The organism is Rufibacter aurantiacus (assembly GCF_017916345.1).
GTDB lineage: Bacteria > Bacteroidota > Bacteroidia > Cytophagales > Hymenobacteraceae > Nibribacter > Nibribacter roseolus.
Genome location: NZ_JAFMSV010000004.1, coordinates 481263 through 502620 on the forward strand (window position 1 = coordinate 481263; position 21358 = coordinate 502620).

The 21358-nt window shown below is 50.0% G+C and carries 13 protein-coding genes; 10 read left to right on the plus strand and 3 right to left on the minus strand.

Features of this window, described 5'->3' with window-relative positions:
* Positions 1-248 precede the first annotated feature (248 nt).
* The 7 genes from J3P34_RS16845 (at position 249) to J3P34_RS16875 (ending at position 9942) form a co-directional block, all read left to right on the plus strand.
* Positions 249-3551 carry a DUF4175 family protein gene (locus tag J3P34_RS16845; RefSeq protein ID WP_246853761.1) on the plus strand — a complete coding sequence of 1101 codons (3303 nt, stop codon included), beginning with the start codon at positions 249-251 and terminating at the stop codon, positions 3549-3551.
* Positions 3552-3584: 33 nt separating this feature from the next.
* On the plus strand, positions 3585-4004 hold the full coding sequence (locus J3P34_RS16850; RefSeq protein WP_123127003.1) for an ATP-binding protein: 420 nt from the start codon (positions 3585-3587) through the stop codon (positions 4002-4004).
* Complete coding sequence (ybeY, locus tag J3P34_RS16855) at positions 3985-4416, plus strand: rRNA maturation RNase YbeY (protein ID WP_210489805.1); 432 nt, start codon at positions 3985-3987, stop codon at positions 4414-4416. Before J3P34_RS16850 ends, ybeY begins: the two co-directional genes overlap by 20 nt.
* Before the next feature lie 69 nt (positions 4417-4485).
* Entirely contained in the window at positions 4486-6348 is a 1863-nt protein-coding gene (gene mnmG, locus J3P34_RS16860; RefSeq protein ID WP_210489807.1) for a tRNA uridine-5-carboxymethylaminomethyl(34) synthesis enzyme MnmG, read from the plus strand.
* Position 6349: 1 nt separating this feature from the next.
* Positions 6350-7237: a class I SAM-dependent methyltransferase gene (locus tag J3P34_RS16865; RefSeq protein WP_210489808.1), complete on the plus strand. Its 888-nt coding sequence runs from the start codon at positions 6350-6352 to the stop codon at positions 7235-7237.
* A gap of 67 nt (positions 7238-7304) precedes the next feature.
* Positions 7305-8894, plus strand: a complete 1590-nt coding sequence (locus J3P34_RS16870) for an Ig-like domain-containing protein (protein ID WP_210489809.1) — start codon at positions 7305-7307, stop codon at positions 8892-8894.
* A 568-nt stretch (positions 8895-9462) separates the two neighbouring features.
* Positions 9463-9942 (plus strand): hypothetical protein, encoded by a 480-nt coding sequence (locus J3P34_RS16875; protein WP_210462582.1) that lies wholly within the window; start codon positions 9463-9465, stop codon positions 9940-9942.
* Positions 9943-10542: 600 nt separating this feature from the next.
* Here the strand turns inward: J3P34_RS16875 and J3P34_RS16880 are convergent.
* Entirely contained in the window at positions 10543-11949 is a 1407-nt protein-coding gene (locus tag J3P34_RS16880) for an inorganic phosphate transporter (RefSeq protein ID WP_210462584.1), read from the minus strand.
* Between the two features lie 244 nt (positions 11950-12193).
* On the opposite strand from J3P34_RS16880, the gene J3P34_RS16885 reads away from it, so the two are divergent.
* Positions 12194-13690 carry a glycine--tRNA ligase gene (locus tag J3P34_RS16885; protein ID WP_210489810.1) on the plus strand — a complete coding sequence of 499 codons (1497 nt, stop codon included), beginning with the start codon at positions 12194-12196 and terminating at the stop codon, positions 13688-13690.
* Between the two features lie 729 nt (positions 13691-14419).
* Here J3P34_RS16885 and J3P34_RS16890 read toward each other — a convergent pair.
* The gene (locus tag J3P34_RS16890) at positions 14420-15508 is read right to left on the minus strand and encodes a dipeptide epimerase (RefSeq protein WP_210489811.1); all 1089 of its coding nucleotides are present in this window, start codon (positions 15506-15508) and stop codon (positions 14420-14422) included.
* Between the two features lie 713 nt (positions 15509-16221).
* On the opposite strand from J3P34_RS16890, the gene ileS reads away from it, so the two are divergent.
* Both ileS and J3P34_RS16900 read left to right on the plus strand, forming a co-directional pair.
* The gene (gene ileS, locus J3P34_RS16895; protein WP_210489812.1) at positions 16222-19782 is read left to right on the plus strand and encodes an isoleucine--tRNA ligase; all 3561 of its coding nucleotides are present in this window, start codon (positions 16222-16224) and stop codon (positions 19780-19782) included.
* Positions 19783-19880: 98 nt separating this feature from the next.
* On the plus strand, positions 19881-20498 hold the full coding sequence (locus J3P34_RS16900; protein ID WP_210489813.1) for a lipoprotein signal peptidase: 618 nt from the start codon (positions 19881-19883) through the stop codon (positions 20496-20498).
* A 59-nt stretch (positions 20499-20557) separates the two neighbouring features.
* On the opposite strand, the gene J3P34_RS16905 is transcribed toward J3P34_RS16900, so the two are convergent.
* A complete protein-coding gene (locus J3P34_RS16905) occupies positions 20558-21172 on the minus strand; it encodes a hypothetical protein (protein ID WP_210489814.1) in 615 nt (204 codons plus the stop codon).
* Positions 21173-21358 lie beyond the last annotated feature (186 nt).

Here is a 21358-nt window from a genome sequence, read left to right on the forward strand (position 1 = left end):
TGCCACCTATCCACAGGAACCATTTTCCTGCGCCGTCTCGTTTTTCACCTGATTTGAGGAATATAGCCCAAAAACCCTGCGGAATGCTCCCAAATCAGAGAATTAACAATAAATTAGTAAGCAAAAGAGTTAATACTCTGCTGATTAAATACGTATGACAATAAAAGGAAGCGGCTGGTACTCATTTCTCCCGTACCGTTGTTTCGGGCTACTCTAATCTTATCTCATTTATGCGGGCTGCCGGTTCTTTGGATACAGTTTTACAGCAGCTTCAGGCGTTTAAACGCAAATTCTACCTGAACCTGCTTTTTAAAGGTGCTTTACTCTCGTTGGGGTTGGTGCTTTCTTCTTATCTGCTCATCACCGTTCTGGAGTATTTCTTCTATTTCCAGCCGGAGGTACGAGCCTTTCTGCTATTCTCGTTTCTGGCCATCAGTGCTTTTGCCGTGATTAGGTGGCTTTGGGCACCTATTATGGGATTGACCAACTTGAAAAAACTCCTCACCGATGAGCAGGCCGCCCAACAGGTTTCCCATTACTTCCCCGAGATACAGGACCACCTGCTCAATCTACTGCAATTGAAAAACGTAGCCATGGGCAATGACCTGGTGGCCGCCAGTGTGGAGCAACGCTCAGAGGAATTGGTAGGGTACCGCTTTCCGGAACGGATTAAATTCACCCAGAACCGCTCTTACTACAAATACCTGCTGCTGCCGCTCACTTTAGTGGTAGTCTTGGCTTTCATTTACCCGACTCTATTTGTGCAGGGAACGGAACGCATTATCCATTTCAAGCGGCATTATGCCCCCAAAGCTCCTTTCCAGTTTGAAATCCAGAATTCCTCCTTGCAGGCCTTCAAAGGCGAGGACTTCCAGCTGAAGGTAAACATTGAAGGTAACCGAATACCTGAGGAAGTGTTTCTGGTCATTGACGGCCGGCAGATGCCGCTCAAGAAATTGAAAGACCAGACCTACGTCTATGATTTTGAGCAAGTGCAGGAGTCTGTGGATTTCCAGTTGACCGGCGCCGGCTTCTATTCAGATGAAAACCGCTTAACCGTAGTGGCCAGACCCATGCTTCGGCAGTTGAAGGCTCAACTGAGATACCCGGCGTACACTAAACGTCCTTCAGAAATCCTGGACAACACGGGAGACCTCACCATCCCCGAGGGAACGCAAGTGACCTGGCGCCTGGCCGCAGACAACGCTGATTCGCTCTGGCTACAGTTTAATGTGCCGGTCCAGAAAGTAAAAGCGCAAACCGAAGACGAAGAATACGTGGTTCGGAAGACGTTCATGCAAAGCCAACGCTACAGCATGCACCTCAAGAACCGCTACTCAGAGAACAAAGAGCAGATCTCGCACCAGATCACTGTTATTCCAGACCGTAATCCTGAGATCACCCTGGAACAGTTCCGTGACTCGGTGCTATACTCTTATTTAGTAGTAGGTGGGACCATCTCAGATGATTACGGCTTCAGCAATCTTTCCCTGCACTACCGGGTACTCAGAGGAAACAAAGCTGCCACAGGCTACCAAGCGGTTTCTATTCCGTTCAGCGGTTCTTTGGCTACGCAGTCATATTTTCGGCAGATGAACCTGAAGCCGCTGAACCTGCAGCCCGGCGACAGACTGGAGTACTTCGTGCAAGTAACCGACAACGACCAGGTGCCCCAACCAAAAAGCGCCCGTACTTCTACCTTCATCTTCAAGTACCCAGACCCGTCTGAAGTGCAGAAATCCATTGAAGAATCCTCGCAGCAGGTGCAGTCCCAGATGAAGTCTTCGCTTACCAAGGCCGAGGAGTTGAAGAAATCCCTGGAGCAGAACGAGGAAAAGACCAAACTGAAGAAAGAACTCTCTTACCAGGATAAAAAAGCCCTGCAGGAACTCGCCGATAAGAAGAAGGCTCTACAGGAAGAACTGGCCCAACTGCAGAAGATGAACGAGCAATTGAACCAGCAGCAGGAGCGTTTCTCGCCACAAAACGAAAAACTAGCCGAAAAACGCGATCAACTCAAGAAGATGATGGACCAACTGCTGGATGAGGAAACTAAAAAGCTTTATGAGCAACTGGAGAAACTGCTGGAACAGAAACAACCTCGGCCAGAACAGATCCAGCCGCTTCTGGACAAACTCAACAACAAAGAAGAGAACCTGCAGAAAGAATTGGACCGTTTACTGGAGATGTTCAAGCAACTGCAGGTAGAGCAGAAACTTGACAACGCCCAACAGAAGCTGGATGACCTGGCCAAGAAGCAGGAAGATTTGGCGAACAAAACCGGTGAGCAGAACAACAAGCCCGATCAGGGTCTGCAGCAGGAACAAAAGCAACTGCAAGAGGAATTCAAACAGATGCAGGAAGACCTCAAAGAGGCTGAGAAGATGAACGAGCAGCTGGAAAACCCTGAGGATATCCCGGACACCGAGAAGATGGAGGAGCAGATTGAGCAGGAGCAGGAGAATGCCCAGGAGTCTATGCAGAAAGGCCAGAACAAGAAAGCGAGTCAGTCACAGAAATCGGCGGCGCAGAAGATGAAGCAGATGTCGCAGCAGATGGAGAGCCAGGAAATGGAAGGCGACATGCAGCAGGCCCAGCAGAACCTGGACCATCTGCGGGACATCCTGGAGAACCTGGTAACACTGTCCTTTGACCAGGAGAAATTGATGAAGGACTTCCGGAACGTGCAGCAGAGCGACCCAAGGTTCATCGGGCTGGCCCAACAGCAAATCAAACTCTCAGATGACGCCAAGATCATTGAAGACTCATTGCTCTCCCTGGCCAAACGCGTGCCGCAGATTCAGTCCTTTGTGACCCGCGAGGTGGGTGCCATGGAAGGGGAAATGCAGAACAGTTCTGAGGCCATCAAGGACAGTAACCTGCCCAAGACGGGTCAGCATCAGCAATTGGCCATGACCTCCATGAACAACCTGGCCTTGATGCTGAGTGATGTGCAGCAACAGATGCAACAGGCCATGATGGCCATGCAGCAAGCCGGCCCCGGCAAAAAGAAAGGCAAAGGCAAGAACGGCAAGAACCAGCCGGGTGCCCTGGGGCAGATGCAGCAGCAGTTGAATGAGCAGATCCAGCAGTTGCAGAAAAGCGGCCAAAGTGGTCAGCAATTGTCAGAGCAACTGGCCCGTTTGGCGGCGCAACAGGAAATGCTCCGGAATGCCATGAAGGAACTGGCCCCTTCGCCTACCCAGCCGGGGGGTAAAGAAGGAGGGGAGAAACTCAGTAATTTGAGCAAGCTCATGGAACAAACCGAAACTGATCTCGTTAATAAACGTCTTACAGAGCAGACCATGATGCGGCAGAAGGAGATTTTGACTCGTTTGCTGCAAGCTGAGAAAGCCGCCAATGAACGCGACCTGGACGAGAAACGAGAGGCAAATACCGCCAAGGAATTGCCCGCCCGTATTCCGCCATCGCTTCAGAAGTACCAAGAACGGCAGAAACAGCAGACAGAATCGCTCCGTCAGAACCTACCGGCTTTGACACCTTATTATAAAAAGCAAGTAGATGCTTATTTTAAGCGATTAGGTTATTAGATTTGCAGACATTTCAGATATAGTGTACATATTATGAATCAAGTAAAAATTCAGATTCCTTCTATCATTGAGAATATCCGCATCGTGGAGAGCTTCATTGACAACTCCCGGGAGAAATTTCAGATTGAGGATGACATCTATGGTAATATCATGGTTGCCGTGACGGAATCTGTGAACAACGCCATTAGACACGGCAACAAGTTTGATAAAGATAAGAACGTCTATCTTTCTCTTTTTGTAGAGCCCAACCAACTGCGCTTTGAAGTACAGGACGAAGGAAACGGATTTGACCCAGAGACCTTATCTGATCCTACTGCCCCAGAGAACCTGGAGAACCCCGGCGGAAGAGGTATCTTCTTAATGCGTAACCTCTGCGACGATGTTTCTTTCAGCAATGACGGCCGCACCGTTTCTTTAACTTTCAATATTGAGAATGCAGGAACTACCCATTGAGTTCTTTACCGAAGAGGTAGAATTTGAGGTTAAAAATGAAGAGAAGGTCAAGACGTGGCTTTCAGAAATAATTTCGAAATATGACTTCGAAATAGAATCTTTGAACTACATTTTTTGTTCCGATGAATATCTTCATCAGATGAATGTAGAATACCTCGATCATGATACGCTCACTGATGTCATCACCTTTGATAATTCCGACTTTGAAGGAGTTATTGAAGGTGATGTTTTCATTAGTATAGATCGCATTGTGGACAATGCCGCTACTTTCAACATTACCCCAGAAGAAGAGCTCCACCGGGTAATGGCGCATGGCTTGCTCCACCTGCTTGGTTTTGACGATAAAACGCCTGAAAAGAAGGCTTTAATGCGAACCAAGGAAAATGAGTGTTTAGATCTGCTGAAGTTGTAAACACCTCTTTCTAGAGTTTTCCTCACTTATCAACAATGTTTCACGTGAAACATCACACTAATCCACACTATGTTCACAAGTTATGATGTAATAGTAGTTGGGGCGGGACATGCCGGATGCGAAGCAGCACATGCGGCCGCCACCATGGGGTCGAAGGTATTGCTCGTAACCATGAACATGAACACCATTGCCCAAATGTCTTGCAACCCAGCTATGGGCGGCGTGGCCAAAGGGCAAATTGTAAGAGAAGTTGACGCCTTGGGCGGCATGAGCGGAATTATCACGGACAAGACCATGATCCAGTTCCGGATGCTGAACATGTCCAAAGGCCCAGCCATGTGGAGCCCGCGTGCCCAAAGCGACCGTATGCGTTTCGCCGAGGAATGGAGAATGGCCCTGGAGCAAACACCTAACATAGATTTCTGGCAGGAGATGGTTTCCAAGATTCTGGTGGAAGATGGCCAGGCAGTAGGGGTGAAAACCAGCCTAGGCATTGAGATCAGAGCCAAAGCCGTGGTGTTAACCAACGGTACTTTCCTGAACGGCATTATCCATATCGGGGAGAAAAAATTGGGCGGCGGCAGAGCCGCCGAAAAATCCGCGAAAGGAATCACCGAGCAATTGGTGCAGCTGGGCTTTGAGGCTGGTCGCATGAAAACCGGAACCCCGCCGCGCGTAGACGGCCGCAGCCTGAACTATGACGTGATGGAAGAGCAAAAAGGAGATGAGAATCCATCCAAGTTCTCCTACACCGATACCCCGGCGCTCACCAACCAACGGAGCTGCTATATCACTTACACCAACTCCAAAGTACATGAGATCCTGAAAACTGGGTTTGAGAAATCGCCCATGTTCCAGGGAAGAATCCAGGGGATAGGTCCGCGTTACTGCCCATCCATTGAAGACAAGATCAACCGCTTCGCGGAACGCGACCGTCACCAGATCTTCGTGGAACCGGAAGGATGGAGCACCGTGGAAGTTTACGTGAACGGTTTCTCCAGCTCATTGCCAGAGGATGTGCAGTTCAAAGCCCTCCGCGAGATCCCCGGATTTGAGAACGCGAAGATGTTCCGGCCAGGTTATGCCATCGAATATGACTTCTTCCCACCTACCCAATTGAACCTTACGCTGGAGACGAAGTTGGTGGATAACCTCTACTTCGCAGGGCAAATTAACGGTACCACCGGATACGAGGAAGCGGCCTGCCAGGGCCTTATGGCGGGAATTAACGCCCATAATAAGGTGCATAACTCAGAACCGTTCGTCTTAAAAAGATCAGAGGCGTACATAGGTGTTTTAATCGATGATCTGGTAAACAAGGGCACAAACGAACCTTACCGGATGTTCACCTCCCGTGCGGAGCACCGCATCTTGCTTCGTCAGGACAACGCTGATCTTCGCCTCACAGAGAAAGGCTACCAACTGGGTCTTGCCTCAGAAGAGCGACTGCAGAAAGTGAACCGCAAGAGACAAGAGACGCAGGAAGTGCTCACATATCTGCAGCAGAAAGGAATTGAGCCGGAAGAAGTGAATGCCATGCTGCTTTCTCTGGACTCCGCGCCTATCAGCGAGCGGGCCAAAGCCGGCAACCTGCTGAAACGCCCGAATGTAGAATTGGAGCACCTGGTGGAATCATCAGAGAGCCTCAAATTGTACCTGAGCAAATATTTACCCGATAGCTTGGAGCAGGCGGTTATTCTTCTGAAATATGCGAGCTATATTGAGAAAGAAAACCAGATGGCTTCTAAAATGGAGGAACTGGAAAACTACCGCATCAAAGACCGGCTGGACTACAAAACCATCACGGCGCTTTCCAACGAAGCCCGCGAGAAGCTTTTCAAAATCCAGCCCGAAACCTTAGGACAAGCATCGCGCATCAGTGGCGTATCTCCCGCAGATATCTCTATCCTGATGGTATATTTAGGAAAATAGAATGACCTACGAACGGCTAGACCATTGCCCCATTTGTTCAAAAACAGAGTTTAAGAATTTTCTAGTAGTACAAGACAAGAGCGTCAGCCAGGAGAGTTTCGTGATTGTGCAGTGCACCAACTGCCAGCTCAAATTCACGAACCCGCGCCCGCCTGAAGACAGCATAGCCCCGTACTATGCCTCCGAAGCTTACATTTCCCATTCAGACACCAGCAAAGGTTTGCTGAACAAAACCTACCGTCTAGTCAGATCTATGGCGGTAAAAAACAAGGTGGAGTTGGTGAACAAACTGGGAGCAAAAGGCAGAATCCTGGATTACGGTTGCGGGGTGGGGTATTTCCTGCAGGCCTGCCAAAAACAAGGCTGGCAAGTAGAAGGAGTAGAACCTAATGAAGTCGCCCGAAAGCAAACTGAAGAGAAAATTGGCAAGCCACTGTTTCAAGGCAGTTTAGAAGAAATTGGCCAGGAAACGTTTGAGGTAGTCACCATGTGGCACGTACTGGAGCACATCCACCAGCTGAACGAAACGCTCAAAGCTCTGGTGAACGCTACCAAAAAAGGAGGTCATGTGGTTATCGCCGTTCCGAATGCTGATTCTTATGACGCTAAGAAGTACGGGGCCGATTGGGCCGCGTATGATGTGCCTCGGCACTTGTACCACTTCAACAAACCCAGCATGCAGAAGCTTCTGCGAAAGCATAAACTGGATCTGAAGGAAGTGTTGCCTATGAAGTGGGATTCGTATTACGTGAGCATCCTCAGTGGAAAGTACAAGCACGGGCAAACCAAGATGCTGGACTCGTTCTTCACCGGCTTCAGGTCTAACCTGCATGGAGCCAAGAATGATAATTCTTATTCCAGCCAGATCTTCATCGCCCAGAAAAAATAACCCCATACACTAAGAATAATGACCTTGCAGTTCACACTGTAAGGTCATTTCCATTTTAAAGCTAAAAATGAAAAAGCAGCTTATAAGCGCACTTACAGGTCTTGCCCTGTTCATGAGTGGATGCGCCAGCATCAGTAGTCCTGAGGGGGGAGCCAAAGATGTAACCGCTCCTAAATTAGTATCCAGTAACCCTAAGAATGGTCAGACCAATGTAAAGCCCGAGGAAATTGTCCTGACCTTCGATGAAAACATTCAGGCCGTAGACCTCACCCGGCAATTGATCATCGCGCCGTTTACAGACAACAATTACAAAAGCAGGGTTAAAGACGGGACCATAGAACTTACCTTCTCCAAGCCTTGGGACGAGAACACCACCTATAGCCTCAACTTCAGAAACAGCCTAGCAGATCTCACGGAGAAAAACCCGGCCCGCAACGTGGTCGTCACTTTCAGTACTGGTCCTTTATTAGACTCGGGGAGGGTAAGCGGCAAGGCCAACCTGCTGTTCAGCAACACGCCGCCAAAAGAAGTGAACGTGCTCTTATACCCGGTAACGGATACTTCCCAAGTGACCAAAGGCCGGCCGCTGTACGTGACCAACACAGACTCCAGCGGAAACTTCAACTTCAGGAACATCAAAGAAGGAGACTACTTCATCTACGGCTTAACTGAAACCAACAACAACCTGCGGTACGACAATGAAAATGAATTCATCGCCTACACCACAGACACCATCAAAGTACGGCCCTCGGTTGAGGGCGTTCAGCTGCGCCTGCATACGCAAGATGTGACCCGGCCCAACGTAGTGGCCAGAAGAAGTTTCCTGAACATGTATGAGGTGGAGTACAATGAGGGAATAGCCCAAGCCAGGGTTACCGCCGCTGACAAAGATCCTAACATGAGGTACCTCATAGCCAACAACGGGAAAACCCTGCGCCTGTTCCCAGCCAAACCAGATGAAAAACAGTGGCTCGTGGAAGTGCAGGATAGCGCCAGCAACTCCCGCCTGGATACTGTGGCCGTGCGCCTCAGCGGGAAAGCGTCCCCTCGCCGTAACAACAGCTTTGCGGTATTGAACGGGTCACCCGTGAAACCCGGCGAGCAGATCAGGGTACAGTTTGAGGTACCCACCAAAGTGGTGAATCCGGTGGGGGCCTTCTCCTTCGTGCTGGATTCTGTGACCACCGTCTCCACCAAAGACACCTCAGAGTTCCGGTTCAACCCCGAGACCACCCAGATCACTTTCCGGTTGCCGCTCGCAGCCAAACGCGAGATCGAAGTGAACATGGATACGACCAAGGTCTTGCCTTACATCGGGGAACCTTATGGCAAAATGCCGCAGAACCTGGAGGTAAGCGATAAGGTGGATGCCGGTAGCCTGAAAGTACTCCTGAAAACTACCCAGAAGAACTTCATTGTGCAGCTCCTGTCCCAGAATGCCGTGGTGGAGGAAGTGAAGAACCAAAAGACTATTCTCTGGGACGATCTCAAGCCGGGGTCATATCAGATCAGGATCCTGGTAGACCTGAACGGCAACGGAAAATGGGACAACGGCCTCCTGAAGGAGCGCCGATTGCCCGAGCCGGTAGTCTTACCCAAGGACATTTGGGAGCTCAGGGCCAACTGGGAAATTGAATCCCAGGTCATAGAGTTCTAGCGTGGAAACGGGGTGGATAACTGTGGACAAGAATATGGATAAAACCGGCGCAAGTCTGATAAATCAAAAACCCAAAACCGAAGATTCTACGTTCAAACATGCAATTGTGGGTGGCCGTGCATAAAAACAGAATTTTCGAAAAGTTATGCACGTGAGTATAAACGTTGGGCCTTTTCCCCGCCTTTTTGTGTGAAGAAGTGGAAAGCTCCCGTAAGTGCTTGATAAAGATGGTAAAAGAATCCACAGAGACTTGGGAATAAATGGGACTACTGCGAGGATATTTCAGAAGTGCGGGGAAAACGTGGGGACAAGAAATTTTATCCACTTCTGCACAGCCCTAATGACGAACAAGATTCTTTTTTTAAAAAATCATTTTATAATAGATATCAAGTTGACTCCGTGGAAAAGTGGGAAAAGCCGAAAAATCAGGAATGAGAAGGGGGAGCTGGGGCGCGGCGCGGTTTTGCCGCAGATGGCCCGAACAGGGGCCAATTGTGGAAGACCCGCTATTTTTGAGTAGTTTTAGGAAAATAAACCCGGAAACGGAACCATATAACCAATTGAAACTATGGAACAGGACAAAGAACAATTTGACAATGAGATAAAGCTGGGATACGGCATTGGCGATTTACACTTCGGGTTAAGCATGGATGATGTGGAGGAGATCATGGGCGAGCCCGAGGAAGTAGAAGAGTCTGACGAGGAAGATGAGTTTGAGCACAAGGCCTGGAACTACTGGGACAGCGGCTTCTCGTTCTACTTTGACAAAGAAGACGACTACCGCCTGAGCTGCATAGAGACCGCCAACCCCAACGTAACATTGTTCGGGAAGAAGATCTTTGAAATGAGCCAGCAGGAAGTAGAAGATCTGTTCAAGCAGAATGGCGTGCAGAACGTGGAAAAGGAGAAAATCGAGAACAACGTGACCTGCCTTTCTTACGAGCGCGAGATGATTGACCTGTACTTTGAAGAAGGCAAGCTACTGGCGGTGAACTTCGGAGTACACATGGACGATAACCTGGAAGTACTTTGGCCAAAAGAAGGCTAAGGGCATCAACCAGTAATAGCTACATACTCTATTAAACAGAAAGAACCGCCTAAAGCGGTTCTTTCTGTTTATAGCCAGTTCCCAATCTAGGTGTTTTGCCAATGTTTTACCAAAAACAAGCCTAAAATGGCTGGGGTATACCAAAACACATGCCCGGTTCTCACTTAATACGCAATCCTGAAGAGGTTCATTTTAGAGGTTCCACGAAAATACCCGTGGAACCTCTAAAATAAAGGGCTTATAGAAGCCATTTTTAAGACCGTACAGACATCGGGCCAGGAATAACGAGCCTCATTAGCCAGATCAAGCTGCAGCCTTAAGAAGGGCCTCTATTCACGAATTGCCTATTTGGGTTTAGGTTCATCTTGAGCTTGGCTCAAGAAGCCTTAGATGAACGCTAAAAGAGATGAAATAAGCCAAGACTCCAGACAGATTCAGATTGCCGTTCCATTTGGGAGCTGTTTTACAGAAATCAGCCTTAAACCAGCTTTAGGTTTAACGGAGAGCAGAGATCAGGTAGGCAGTTGAGGTCAAATCGGGGTAAAATAAAAGAGCCGCTACATCACTGCAGCGGCTCTTTTATTTTGAGGTAAAGGTGGTTTAGGCAAACATCCAGCGGAAGATCAGGAACAACGTTCCGGATAAGAACATGGAAACCGGCAGGGTCAGTACCCAGGCCAGGGCAATGTTCCGGATGGTGCCGGCATTCAGGTTCTTGATCCCGCGGTTGGCCACCATACTACCGGCAATACCGGAAGAAAGGATGTGGGTGGTACTCACCGGAAGTTTGAACACGAACGTGGAGAAACCAATTACGCTGGCGGCCATGAACTCAGCCGAAGCACCTTGGGCGTAGGTAAGGTGTTCCTTTCCTATTTTCTCGCCAATGGTTTTCACAATGCGTTTCCAGCCAATCATAGTCCCGATACCCAATGAAAGCGCAATCATCATGATCACCCAGTTAGGCGCGTAGTCTGTGTAAGAGCGCAGGCCGGTTACCCCAGCTTTTAATTGATCGCGGTCACGCTGGCTTAGGGTAATATCCTGGCTTTCCATCAACTTATCAGATCCTTTGGTGATCAAAAGGATGTCACGGCGAAGCAGGAAACGGCTGTCTTTAGGTAAAGCTTCGGTAGACGGGTTAGCGGTAAGAAGGCTTCTCATTTCGCGTGTCTCAGCATTCAAAAGGCTTAATTGCTTGGCATCAGTGGCAGAAAGAACGGTGCTGTCTACTTTGGTCAATACCTGCTCAACCTGCGTAACGGAACCCAACAGGCCCGCCGGATCTTTGTCCCGGTCCAAGGCATAGTAAGAAGGCACAATCGCGATCAAGATCAGCATCACCAGACCAACCCCTTTTTGGCCGTCATTTGATCCGTGGAAGAAAGATACCAGGGTACAGGTGATAATAAGAATGATACGGATCCACAAAGGCGGTGCTTTGCGTTTGTGCGGCTCTTTGAAGATAGTCTTGTTTTTCACGAACCGCTTCAAAAGGAACATCAGGAAAACGGTCAACGTGAAACCCAGGAAAGGAGATACCAGAAGAGACATCCCGGTTTTGGTGGCCTCAGACCAAGCAAAGGTAGCCTCAGTGGTAGAAGGCAGCAGCGAATAGGCGATCCCTAATCCCAGGATAGAGCCGATGAGGGTGTGCGAGCTGGAAGAAGGAAGACCGTAGTACCAGGTACCCACGTTCCAGATGATGGCGCTTATCAATAAAGCCCCAATCATAGCAATGCCGTGCCAGACGTCCTGGTCAATAAGCGTTTCGATGGGCAAGAGGTACACAATACCCATGGCTACCCCAATACCGCCGGCAAAAACGCCAATGAAATTCCAGAAGCCAGACCAGACAACCGCTGCCCAGGGGCGCAAGGTGTTGGTGTAGATAACGGTGGCCACAGCATTAGCCGTGTCATGGAAACCGTTCACAAATTCAAATGCACACGCGGCCAGTAAGCAGATTACCAGCAAGATCAAAAGATCCGTTTCTAGTCCAAACATAATGTATTATAGGTGAGAAAAAAGCTGCCAAAATTAAGGGTTTAAATACCTTGCAATGTTACCGAATTGTTAAGGAATGCTGCCCCCTTCAATTTTAGACTCAGTAAAAGTACGAAGCATGCGTTAACTCCACTCATAATCAGGGGGCCAGACAGAACATTTACGCCCCGCAGGCGGTATCTCTCTAACCAAACCCATACGTTGTTTTGCCAAAAGTGCCAACGAAACCTCTATATTTGCGCCCATGAGCACAACTGAGAAAACCACAGAGAACGCACAGTTAAAAGATATCATCTCGCACGCAAAGGAATACGGCTTCGTGTTCCCGTCCAGCGAGATCTATGACGGACTTCAGGCCGTGTATGATTACGGGCAAAATGGGGTGGAGTTGAAAAACAACCTCAAAACGCTTTGGTGGAAATGCATGACCCAACTGCATCAGAACGTGGTGGGCATTGACGCCGCCATCTTCATGCATCCCAATACTTGGAAAGCATCGGGCCACGTAGACTCGTTCAACGACCCCATGATTGATAACCTCGACTCCAAGAAGCGCTACCGCGCCGATGTTCTGATTGAGGAAAAAGCCGCCGAGTACGAGAAAGCCGGCGATGTGGAGAAAGCCCAATCATTGCTGCAGGAAATGGGCCGTTTGCTGGGTGCCGAGGATCTGAAAGGCGTACAGGAATTGATTATCTCAGAAAACATAAAGTGCCCTATATCAGGTACTTCTAACTGGACAGAAGTACGCCAATTCAACCTGATGTTCTCCACACAGGTAGGATCCGTAGCCGAGGACTCCAGCACCATTTATCTACGCCCCGAAACTGCCCAGGGAATCTTCGTGAACTTCTTGAATGTGCAGAAATCAGGCCGCATGAAAGTGCCTTTCGGAATTGCCCAAATAGGTAAAGCGTTCCGTAACGAGATTGTGGCCCGCCAGTTCATCTTCAGAATGCGCGAATTTGAGCAGATGGAGATGCAGTTCTTCGTACGCCCTGGCACCGAAATGGAATGGTACCAGCACTGGAGAACCATGCGCCGCAACTGGCACGAAGCTTTGGGTGTGCCCGCCGAAAAACTCCGTTTCCACGACCACGAGAAACTGGCCCACTACGCCAATGCCGCCGTGGACATCGAGTTCGAATTCCCGTTCGGTTTCAAAGAAGTAGAAGGTATTCACTCAAGAACTGATTTCGACTTAACACAGCACCAGAACCTGAGCCGCAAAAAGCAGCAGTACTTTGACAACGACCTGAACGAAGACGGCAAACCCTACGGAAACTACGTGCCTTACGTGGTAGAGACCTCCGTGGGCGCCGACCGTCTGTTCCTGATGACGCTCTGCAACGCCTTCACTGAGGAAGAAGTAACCGAAGGGGACGCCACCAAAACCCGTACCTTCCTGAAATTCCACCCGGCCATTGCCCCGGTGAAAGCCGCCATTTTCCCACTCGTGCGCAAAGACGGTTTGCCAGACAAAGCCATGCAGATCTTCGATGACCTGAAATACGATTTCAATATCATCTACGAAGAGCGTGATGCCATTGGGAAACGCTACACCCGCCAGGACCTGATCGGAACGCCGTTCTGTATCGCCGTAGACTACGAGACTCTGGAGAACGACACCGTCACCGTCCGCGACCGCGATAGCCGCGAGCAGAAGCGCATGCACATCTCTGAACTTCGTCAATACATCGGTGATGCCGTCAGCTTCAAGCGCATTTTCGAGAAAATCTAACCTGTGGAAATCTGCTGTTTTCTGAATAACAGCTTATAAACGCAATAACACAGAAAAGGCCTCTGCAGAAATGCGGAGGCCTATTTTGTGTGGGATAAACTAAGATTAAGCAAGCGCCTGAAGGTAGGTTTTCCACTTGGATGTATAAGCTCCTTATCAAAACAATTCTCATGGTTCAAGTCTGTGACTTGGACCTACCATGGGCTGCAGTTTGCAACTGCAGTGAAGCGTTAGCTTCAAAAGACGTTCACCTTATTAATAGAGTAAATTGCTGGGAGTAAACTGCTGGCGCGAGCTTGCAGCTCGTGTCCGCACGCATTCCTGAGATAAAATCTGCATACTCTATATTATTTTGTCATCCTGAAAGGATCTTGTGAGCGAACTAGAAAAGCATTGAAGTAACGCTTCTGCCGTTTGCCACAAGATTTTTCCAAGGTGACAGAAGAGGGGGTAAATAGCTTGATAGACCTAAAGCTTGACCTTTACAAAGGAAGAAAGCGCCATTAGCAATACGTGCGGACACGAGCGGGAAGCTCGCGCCAGCGAAAGATCAAGAATTTAGTTCAGCTGCAGTTACAAACTGCAGATCATAGTAGGTCCAAGTCGCAGACTTGAACCATGGAAATTCTAAAGGAGACTTCAATAAAAGTACATAAACAAAAAAAGCGAATCGGGCCTGTTTTCACCAAAACAGGCCCGATTCGCTTTTCAATTTGCAGATGGATTTCCTCAGGATAGGGTAGGAGCGAGGGTAACCCCATGTCCGGCTACTTCAGGACACAAGCGGAGATTCCCACCCACTTGTTCAAATCCACCGCTAAACGGATGCTCCGCTATAAATAAAGGAGTGTCCAGATCTATATACCCGAACCCACCAATGCCGGCGGCGAAATGAGCGGAGAAGGTCATGGCCAGAATGCTCTCCACCATACCGCCAATCATGAGACCCAATCCGTGGACCTGCGCCAAGGCTGCCATCTGCAATGCCTCCAACACGCCGCACTTCATCAATTTGATGTTGACAACCGAGGCGCTTCGGTCCTGTGCTAACCGTGAAACATCTTGTGCGCTTCGGGCAGATTCATCAGCGGCGATGGGGAAAGGGCAAGTGGTTGCCAACACGGCCAAGTCTTCCCAAGAATCACGTGGAAGTGGTTGTTCCAGTAAGATAATCGGGATTTTGGCTTCGGCGGCTTTGTTGACAAAGGCTTGGGCGCGGGCCAGATTATAGCCGCAATTTCCATCTACAATCAGTTTTGCCCCCGGCGCCGCGTTGTGGATTGCCTGGAGTCGGCGAAGATCATAATCCACATCGGTTCCCTCAGTCTTCACCTTTATAATAGAGAACCCACGTTCCACGATGGACTTGGCTGAGGCGGCAGCATGGGCCTCATCGCCGGCCGTGATGGTGAGGTCCGTTACCAACTGCGTCTGCACTCCCCCAAAGAAAACATACAGCGGCATCTGGTAATGTTTGCATAGCGCATCCAGGATGGCCATCTCTACCCCGCACCTGGCAGCGGGTGCATCATGTGCGAGTTTATCCAAGTCCTTGGCCAGAGTGCGCCAGTTCTTGACGTCTTTACCGATGAGGTGTTTCTCTAAATCCTGCAGTACCGCCAGGGTGCTTTCCTGCGTCTCGCCGCTCACCGCCTGGAACGGAGCCGCCTCGCCCAAACCGGTGGTCCCATCTGCCAGCTGCACCTGCACCACCACATTCTCCACCTGGTACTGCGTGCCCGTGGCAATGGCGAAAGGTTCAATCAGAGGCAAATTCAACGGTTGATAACTCACAGAAACGATTTGGGTAGAATTCATGCTTTTTTGTTTATAGGTGTGCCGGCAAAGAAACAAAGAAAGCAAATGCCGCCGATAAGAAAACAGCGAATAAAATCTGCCAAGGCCGAAAGCATGGAAGTTATCCTGTGAAAAACCAGGTTTTCGTTTTTGAGGTGATTTTCAGAAATCGCCTCAAAAACGAAGAGTTTTCAACGACATCATGTATGGGAAAACAGAGATGGTAAATACCCTATCGCTGGCGCGAGCGTCCCGCTCGTGTCCGCACGCATTTCCGGGTATATCCCATTCACACATTCCTGTCATCTTGGAAAGATCTTGTAGGCGAACTAGAAAAGCGTAAAAGAAACGCTACTGCCGTTTGCTCACAAGATCCTTTCAGGATGACAAACTAAGGAGCGTTCAGGAATACGTGCGGACACGAGCGAGACGCTCGCGCCAGCGAAGGCACTTCGTTAAATCTACTGCTGGTTACTTCCTCTAATCACAGTAGATAAGCAGTGAACCCTTTCCGGCCTGTTTTCAAAAAACTAGCCCTGAAACGGAAAAAAGCCTTGGAATCTCTCCGCAAGTTTTTTATTGCTTAACTTTGCTAAATTGAGCCGAACGAGGTATATAGAATTTATTCCGCCTCGGAAAGGTTTTACAGATTTCGGGTTAGAGGGGTATGCGTTCCGCCAACCCGGTACTGATTGGAATAGAATAACAGCGAGTACACCAGAGAAACATTAAAGGTGAAATACAACGAGTATAAGCAACTGGACTATGCGGGTCTGGCCGAAGAGGTGAGAGCCTACTGGAAAGAGAACCGCATCTTTGAAAAATCGGTGGAGACCCGTGAGGGGCAGCCCACCTTTGTTTTTTATGAGGGACCACCCTCTGCCAACGGCGCGCCGGGTATTCACCACGTGATGGCCCGTGCCGTGAAAGACATTTTCTGCCGCTACAAAACTTTGCAGGGTTTCCAGGTAGTTCGCAAAGGCGGCTGGGATACCCATGGCTTGCCCATTGAGCTGCAGGTGGAGAAAGAGCTGGGCATTATTAAAGACGACATCGGGAAGACCATCTCGGTGGAGGAGTACAATGCCCGTTGCCGCGAGACCGTGATGCGCTTCAAACATCAGTGGGATGACCTTACTGAGCGCATGGGTTACTGGGTGGACCTGGACAAACCTTACATCACCTTTGACAACCAATACATAGAATCCAACTGGGCGCTGCTCCGGAAACTCTATGACAAAGGCTACCTGTACAAAGGCTATACCATTCAGCCGTACTCGCCCTCAGACGGAACCGGACTCAGCTCCCACGAGCTGAACCAGCCGGGCTGTTACAAGGAAGTGAAGGATACGTCCATCGTGGCGCAGTTCAAAGTCATCAGGAATTCTGCCTCGGAGTTCCTTTTCTCTGGGTCTAATGATGGGGTCTACATCCTGGCCTGGACTACCACACCCTGGACCTTGCCTTCCAACACCTCTTTGGCCGTTGGGGAGAAGATCACCTATGTGCAGATAAATACCTTCAATCCGTACACCCACAAACCTGTGAGTGTAGTGCTGGCGAAGGCATTAGTAGGAAAGTATTTTTCAGACAAGAACAAAGACCTGCAGCTTTCTGACTACAAACCCGGAGACAAAGCCATCCCTTTTGAGATTGTGCAGGAGTTTTCCGGTAAACAGTTGGTGGGTATCCGCTACGAGCAACTGATGCCGTATCTGCAGCCCTTCTACGATGCCGACAAAGCGTTCCAGGTGGTGGCCGGAGATTTCGTGACCACCGAAGATGGTACCGGCGTGGTGCACACGTCACCAACCTTTGGGGCCGATGACTTTAGGGTAGCCAAACAACACGGCATTCCGGCCCTCACCATCAAAGACGAATTGGGCAATGAGCTCCCTACTGTTGACAGGAGAGGAAAGTTCATTGACGAGATTGGCGTAAGACTGCAGGAAGGCGTTGCGAAGTATAACATCAAAACCCACAAGCCGCTTGGGGCCGATGACTTCTACGTGAAAAATTACACGAATGAAGATGAGAGCCACCCGGATTATAAAACCACGGATGTCATCATCTCCATCATCCTGAAGGAAGAGAACAAGGCTTTTAAGGTAGAGAAGTACGAGCACACGTACCCGCACTCCTGGCGCACTGATAAACCGATTCTGTATTATCCGCTGGATGCCTGGTTCATCAAAACCACCGCGGTGAAGCAGCGGTTGATTGACCTGAACAAAACCATCAACTGGAAACCGGAATCAACTGGCTCGGGCCGTTTCGGGAACTGGCTGGAGAACCTGGTGGACTGGAACCTGTCGCGCTCGCGCTACTGGGGAACGCCGCTGCCTATCTGGCGCACTGAAGAAGGCGACGAGGAAATCTGCATCGGCTCCGTAGCTGAGCTGGACCGCGAGATTGAGCGCAGCTTAGATGCCGGTTTCATGAAAGAGAACCCGCTGCGCCAAGCCAAGAAAGCCGAAGGCAAAGCCACCGGCACGCCTGCCCAGCACCAGACCAACACTCTGCTGGAATTCGCAGGCGAGTTCGCGCTGAGCCCCACCGGTACCGAGGAGCCCCGTGCTGAACTTGGCATCACCGATTTCAACTACGAAGGCTTTGACCTGCACCGTCCGTACGTAGACAACATCATCCTGGTAAGCCCGAGCGGCAAACCCATGAAGCGCGAGACTGACCTCATTGACGTGTGGTTTGACTCCGGTGCCATGCCATACGCCCAGTGGCACTACCCATTTGAGAACCAGGAAACGTTCAAAGCCAACTTCCCCGCTGACTTCATCGCCGAAGGCGTGGACCAGACCCGTGGTTGGTTCTTCACCCTGCACGCGCTTGCCGTGATGCTGGAAGACAGCGTGGCGTTCAAAAACGTGATCGCGAACGGCCTGGTGCTGGACAAGAACGGAAACAAGATGAGCAAGCGCCTCGGCAACGCCGTGGATCCGTTTGAGACCATCGGCCGCTTCGGCCCCGATGCCACCCGTTGGTATATGATCGTGAACGCCCCACCATGGGATAACCTCAAGTTCAACCTGGACGGGGTCACTGAGGTACAGCGTCGTTTCTTCGGCACACTGCAGAACACGTACTCGTTCTTCGCGCTGTATGCTAACCTGGACGGCTTCACCTTTGAGGGAGCCGAGATCCCGGTAGCGCACCGCACTGAGAGTGACCGCTGGATTATCTCCCGTTTGAACACGCTAGTGAAAGAGGTAGGCGCCTACTTTGATGATTACGACCCAACCAAAGCCGCCCGTGCTATCCAAGATTTCGTGGCCGATGAGCTGAGTAACTGGTACGTGCGCCTGAACCGCAAACGTTTCTGGAAAGGCGAACTGAACCAGGACAAGCAGGCCGCTTACCAAACGCTGTACACCTGTTTAGAAACGGTAGCCAAACTGGCTTCGCCGATTGCACCGTTCTACATGGACCGCCTGTTCCTGGATTTGAACCAAGTGAGTGGTCGCAGCAAAGCCGAGTCAATCCACTTGGAGGCTTTCCCGCAGGTACACGAGAATCTGATAGACGTAGACTTAGAGCAGCGCATGCAACTGGCGCAGAGCGTATCTTCTCTGGTGCACTCATTGCGCAAGAAGCACATGATCAAAGTGCGTCAGCCGCTGGGCCGCATCTTGATTCCGATTCTAGATGAAAAGATGAAGACCCAGCTGCAAGCCGTAGAAGACCTGATTCTCTCTGAGGTGAACGTGAAGAGCCTGGAGTACCTGGAAGACACCACCGGCATCCTGGTGAAGAAGATCAAACCTAACTTCAAGCGTCTGGGTCAGGTATTCGGGCCGAAGCTGAAGCTGGTGGCCGCCCAGATCCAGCAGATGAGCCAGGAAGACATCGCCAAGATGGAGCGCGAAGGTTTCTTCGAGATTCCGGTGGAAGATGACACCACCGTGCTGAGCCGGGAAGACGTGGAGATCATGAGTGAGGATATCCCCGGTTGGCTCGTAGCTTCGGAAGGAGCCTTGACCGTTGCCCTTGACATCACCGTGACCGAGGAACTCCGTCTGGAAGGTATGGCCCGCGAGCTGGTGAACCGCCTGCAGAACCTGCGCAAAGACACCGGTCTGGACGTGCAGGATAAAATCAGAGTCTTCCTGCAGGATGGCAATGAAGAAGTAGCCGCCGCCGTTCAAGCTTTTGGAGGGTACATCTCCGAGGAAGTACAGGCCGTGGAACTGACCCTGGTTCCAAGCCTGGCAGATGCCGAAGCCGCCGTACTGGACATGGAAGGCTTCAGCCTGCCGGTTAGGCTGGAAGTAGCCAGATAAGAATACGCTTACCAGGAATTTAAAAGAAGATTGAACGCCGGCCGTTTGGAGCCTCTTTTGAGAAAAAGAAGCGCTAAACGACCGGTTAAACCTTAATCATGAAGTACGCAAAATACTATCTGGTTGCCTTGCTGGTGATCGCGGTGGATCAGGCCGTGAAAATGCTGGTGCACGAAAAGATGCAAATGGGCTTGCCCGGGCAGATCCCTGTCTTTGGAGACTGGTTCAAACTGCATTACACCCTTAACCCGGGCATGGCGTTCGGGGTGGAACTGGGATCGGCCTATGGCAAAATCATCCTGACGGTCTTCCGGATGGTGGCCATGGTAGCCATCGGGTACCTGGTGTACTACCTCGTTCAAAACCGTTACCACAAAGGGCTAATCTTTTGTGTGGGCCTGATCCTGGGCGGCGCCATCGGGAACCTGATTGACAGTGTTTTCTACGGCGTATTTCTGGACAACGCGCCTTACGGAGTTTCCACCCCGTGGCTGCACGGCCAGGTGATTGACATGTTCTACATTGATATATGGGAAGGCATCGTACCGCACTGGATTCCTATCATTGGAGGAACACCCATGTCGCTGTGGCCTATCTTCAACGTTGCCGATGCTGCTATCTTCGTAGGGGTTCTGATCATCATCTTCAACCAGAATAGATTCCTGAACCATCCGCCGGTAAAGGAGAAACACGAAATAAATATTGTAGAGGCGTAAAAAAGAGGGCTGTCCAATTGGGCAGCCCTCTTTTTTATGGGTGTTTTTCTGAAATCAGCCTAAAAAGAGTAGCCCATGTTCAAGCCAACGGCGAAAATGGAGGTGCCTTTATTGTAGAAATAGCCTGCCGCGCGCATCCCGAAGAACAAGCGAGTGTCATCAAAGAAATCTGTCTCGAAGACCGCTTTGCCTCCAAAGTCCTTTTCCCGGATATGCACGAAAAATTCATCTGCGTTTCTGCCCGGCGTGGTAGTGGCTCCCTGGGGAATATCTCCTTTTTTCAGATCCAGCTCTGAGCGCCTCCGTACGGCAGGCCCCACCCCGAATTTAAAGGTGTACTTCTCCGTCTCATACAAGTCATAATAGAAAGAGGCGTCAAACATGACAAAGGCTTTCCGGGAAGTGAAAAGCTGGATGTTCTTATCGTAGCGGGACGAACTGAGGTACTCCCCGGAGACGGTGAAATGGAAATGGTCGGTGAGTTCACGGGTATACTGCTGAGAGAACAAGGCCCCGCTGTTGTCTCCGTCCAGGATATAGGCAAAGTTCACGCCGGTTCTGAAGTGGTTTGGATAGCGGTATTGCGCCGAGACACCTTGTACGGCAAACAGGAAGAAGAACCCAACTAAAGCGCTTTTCAGCAGAAGGTTACTTAGGAAGTTAACGTGTTTCATAAAAACGGGTCTTAATTCAAAGGAAAAGGGGATGGGCACGCGGTAATGACAATACTCAGGTTTAATTATTTAAGTTGTGCCGCTAAATAAATTTTCTGCTATATAGAGGCTTTGAAGGCGTTTTTGAAGGAATCTAGCCAAAATCCTGCCATAATTCCGCCTCAATCATTAGCTTGTATTCAGGTA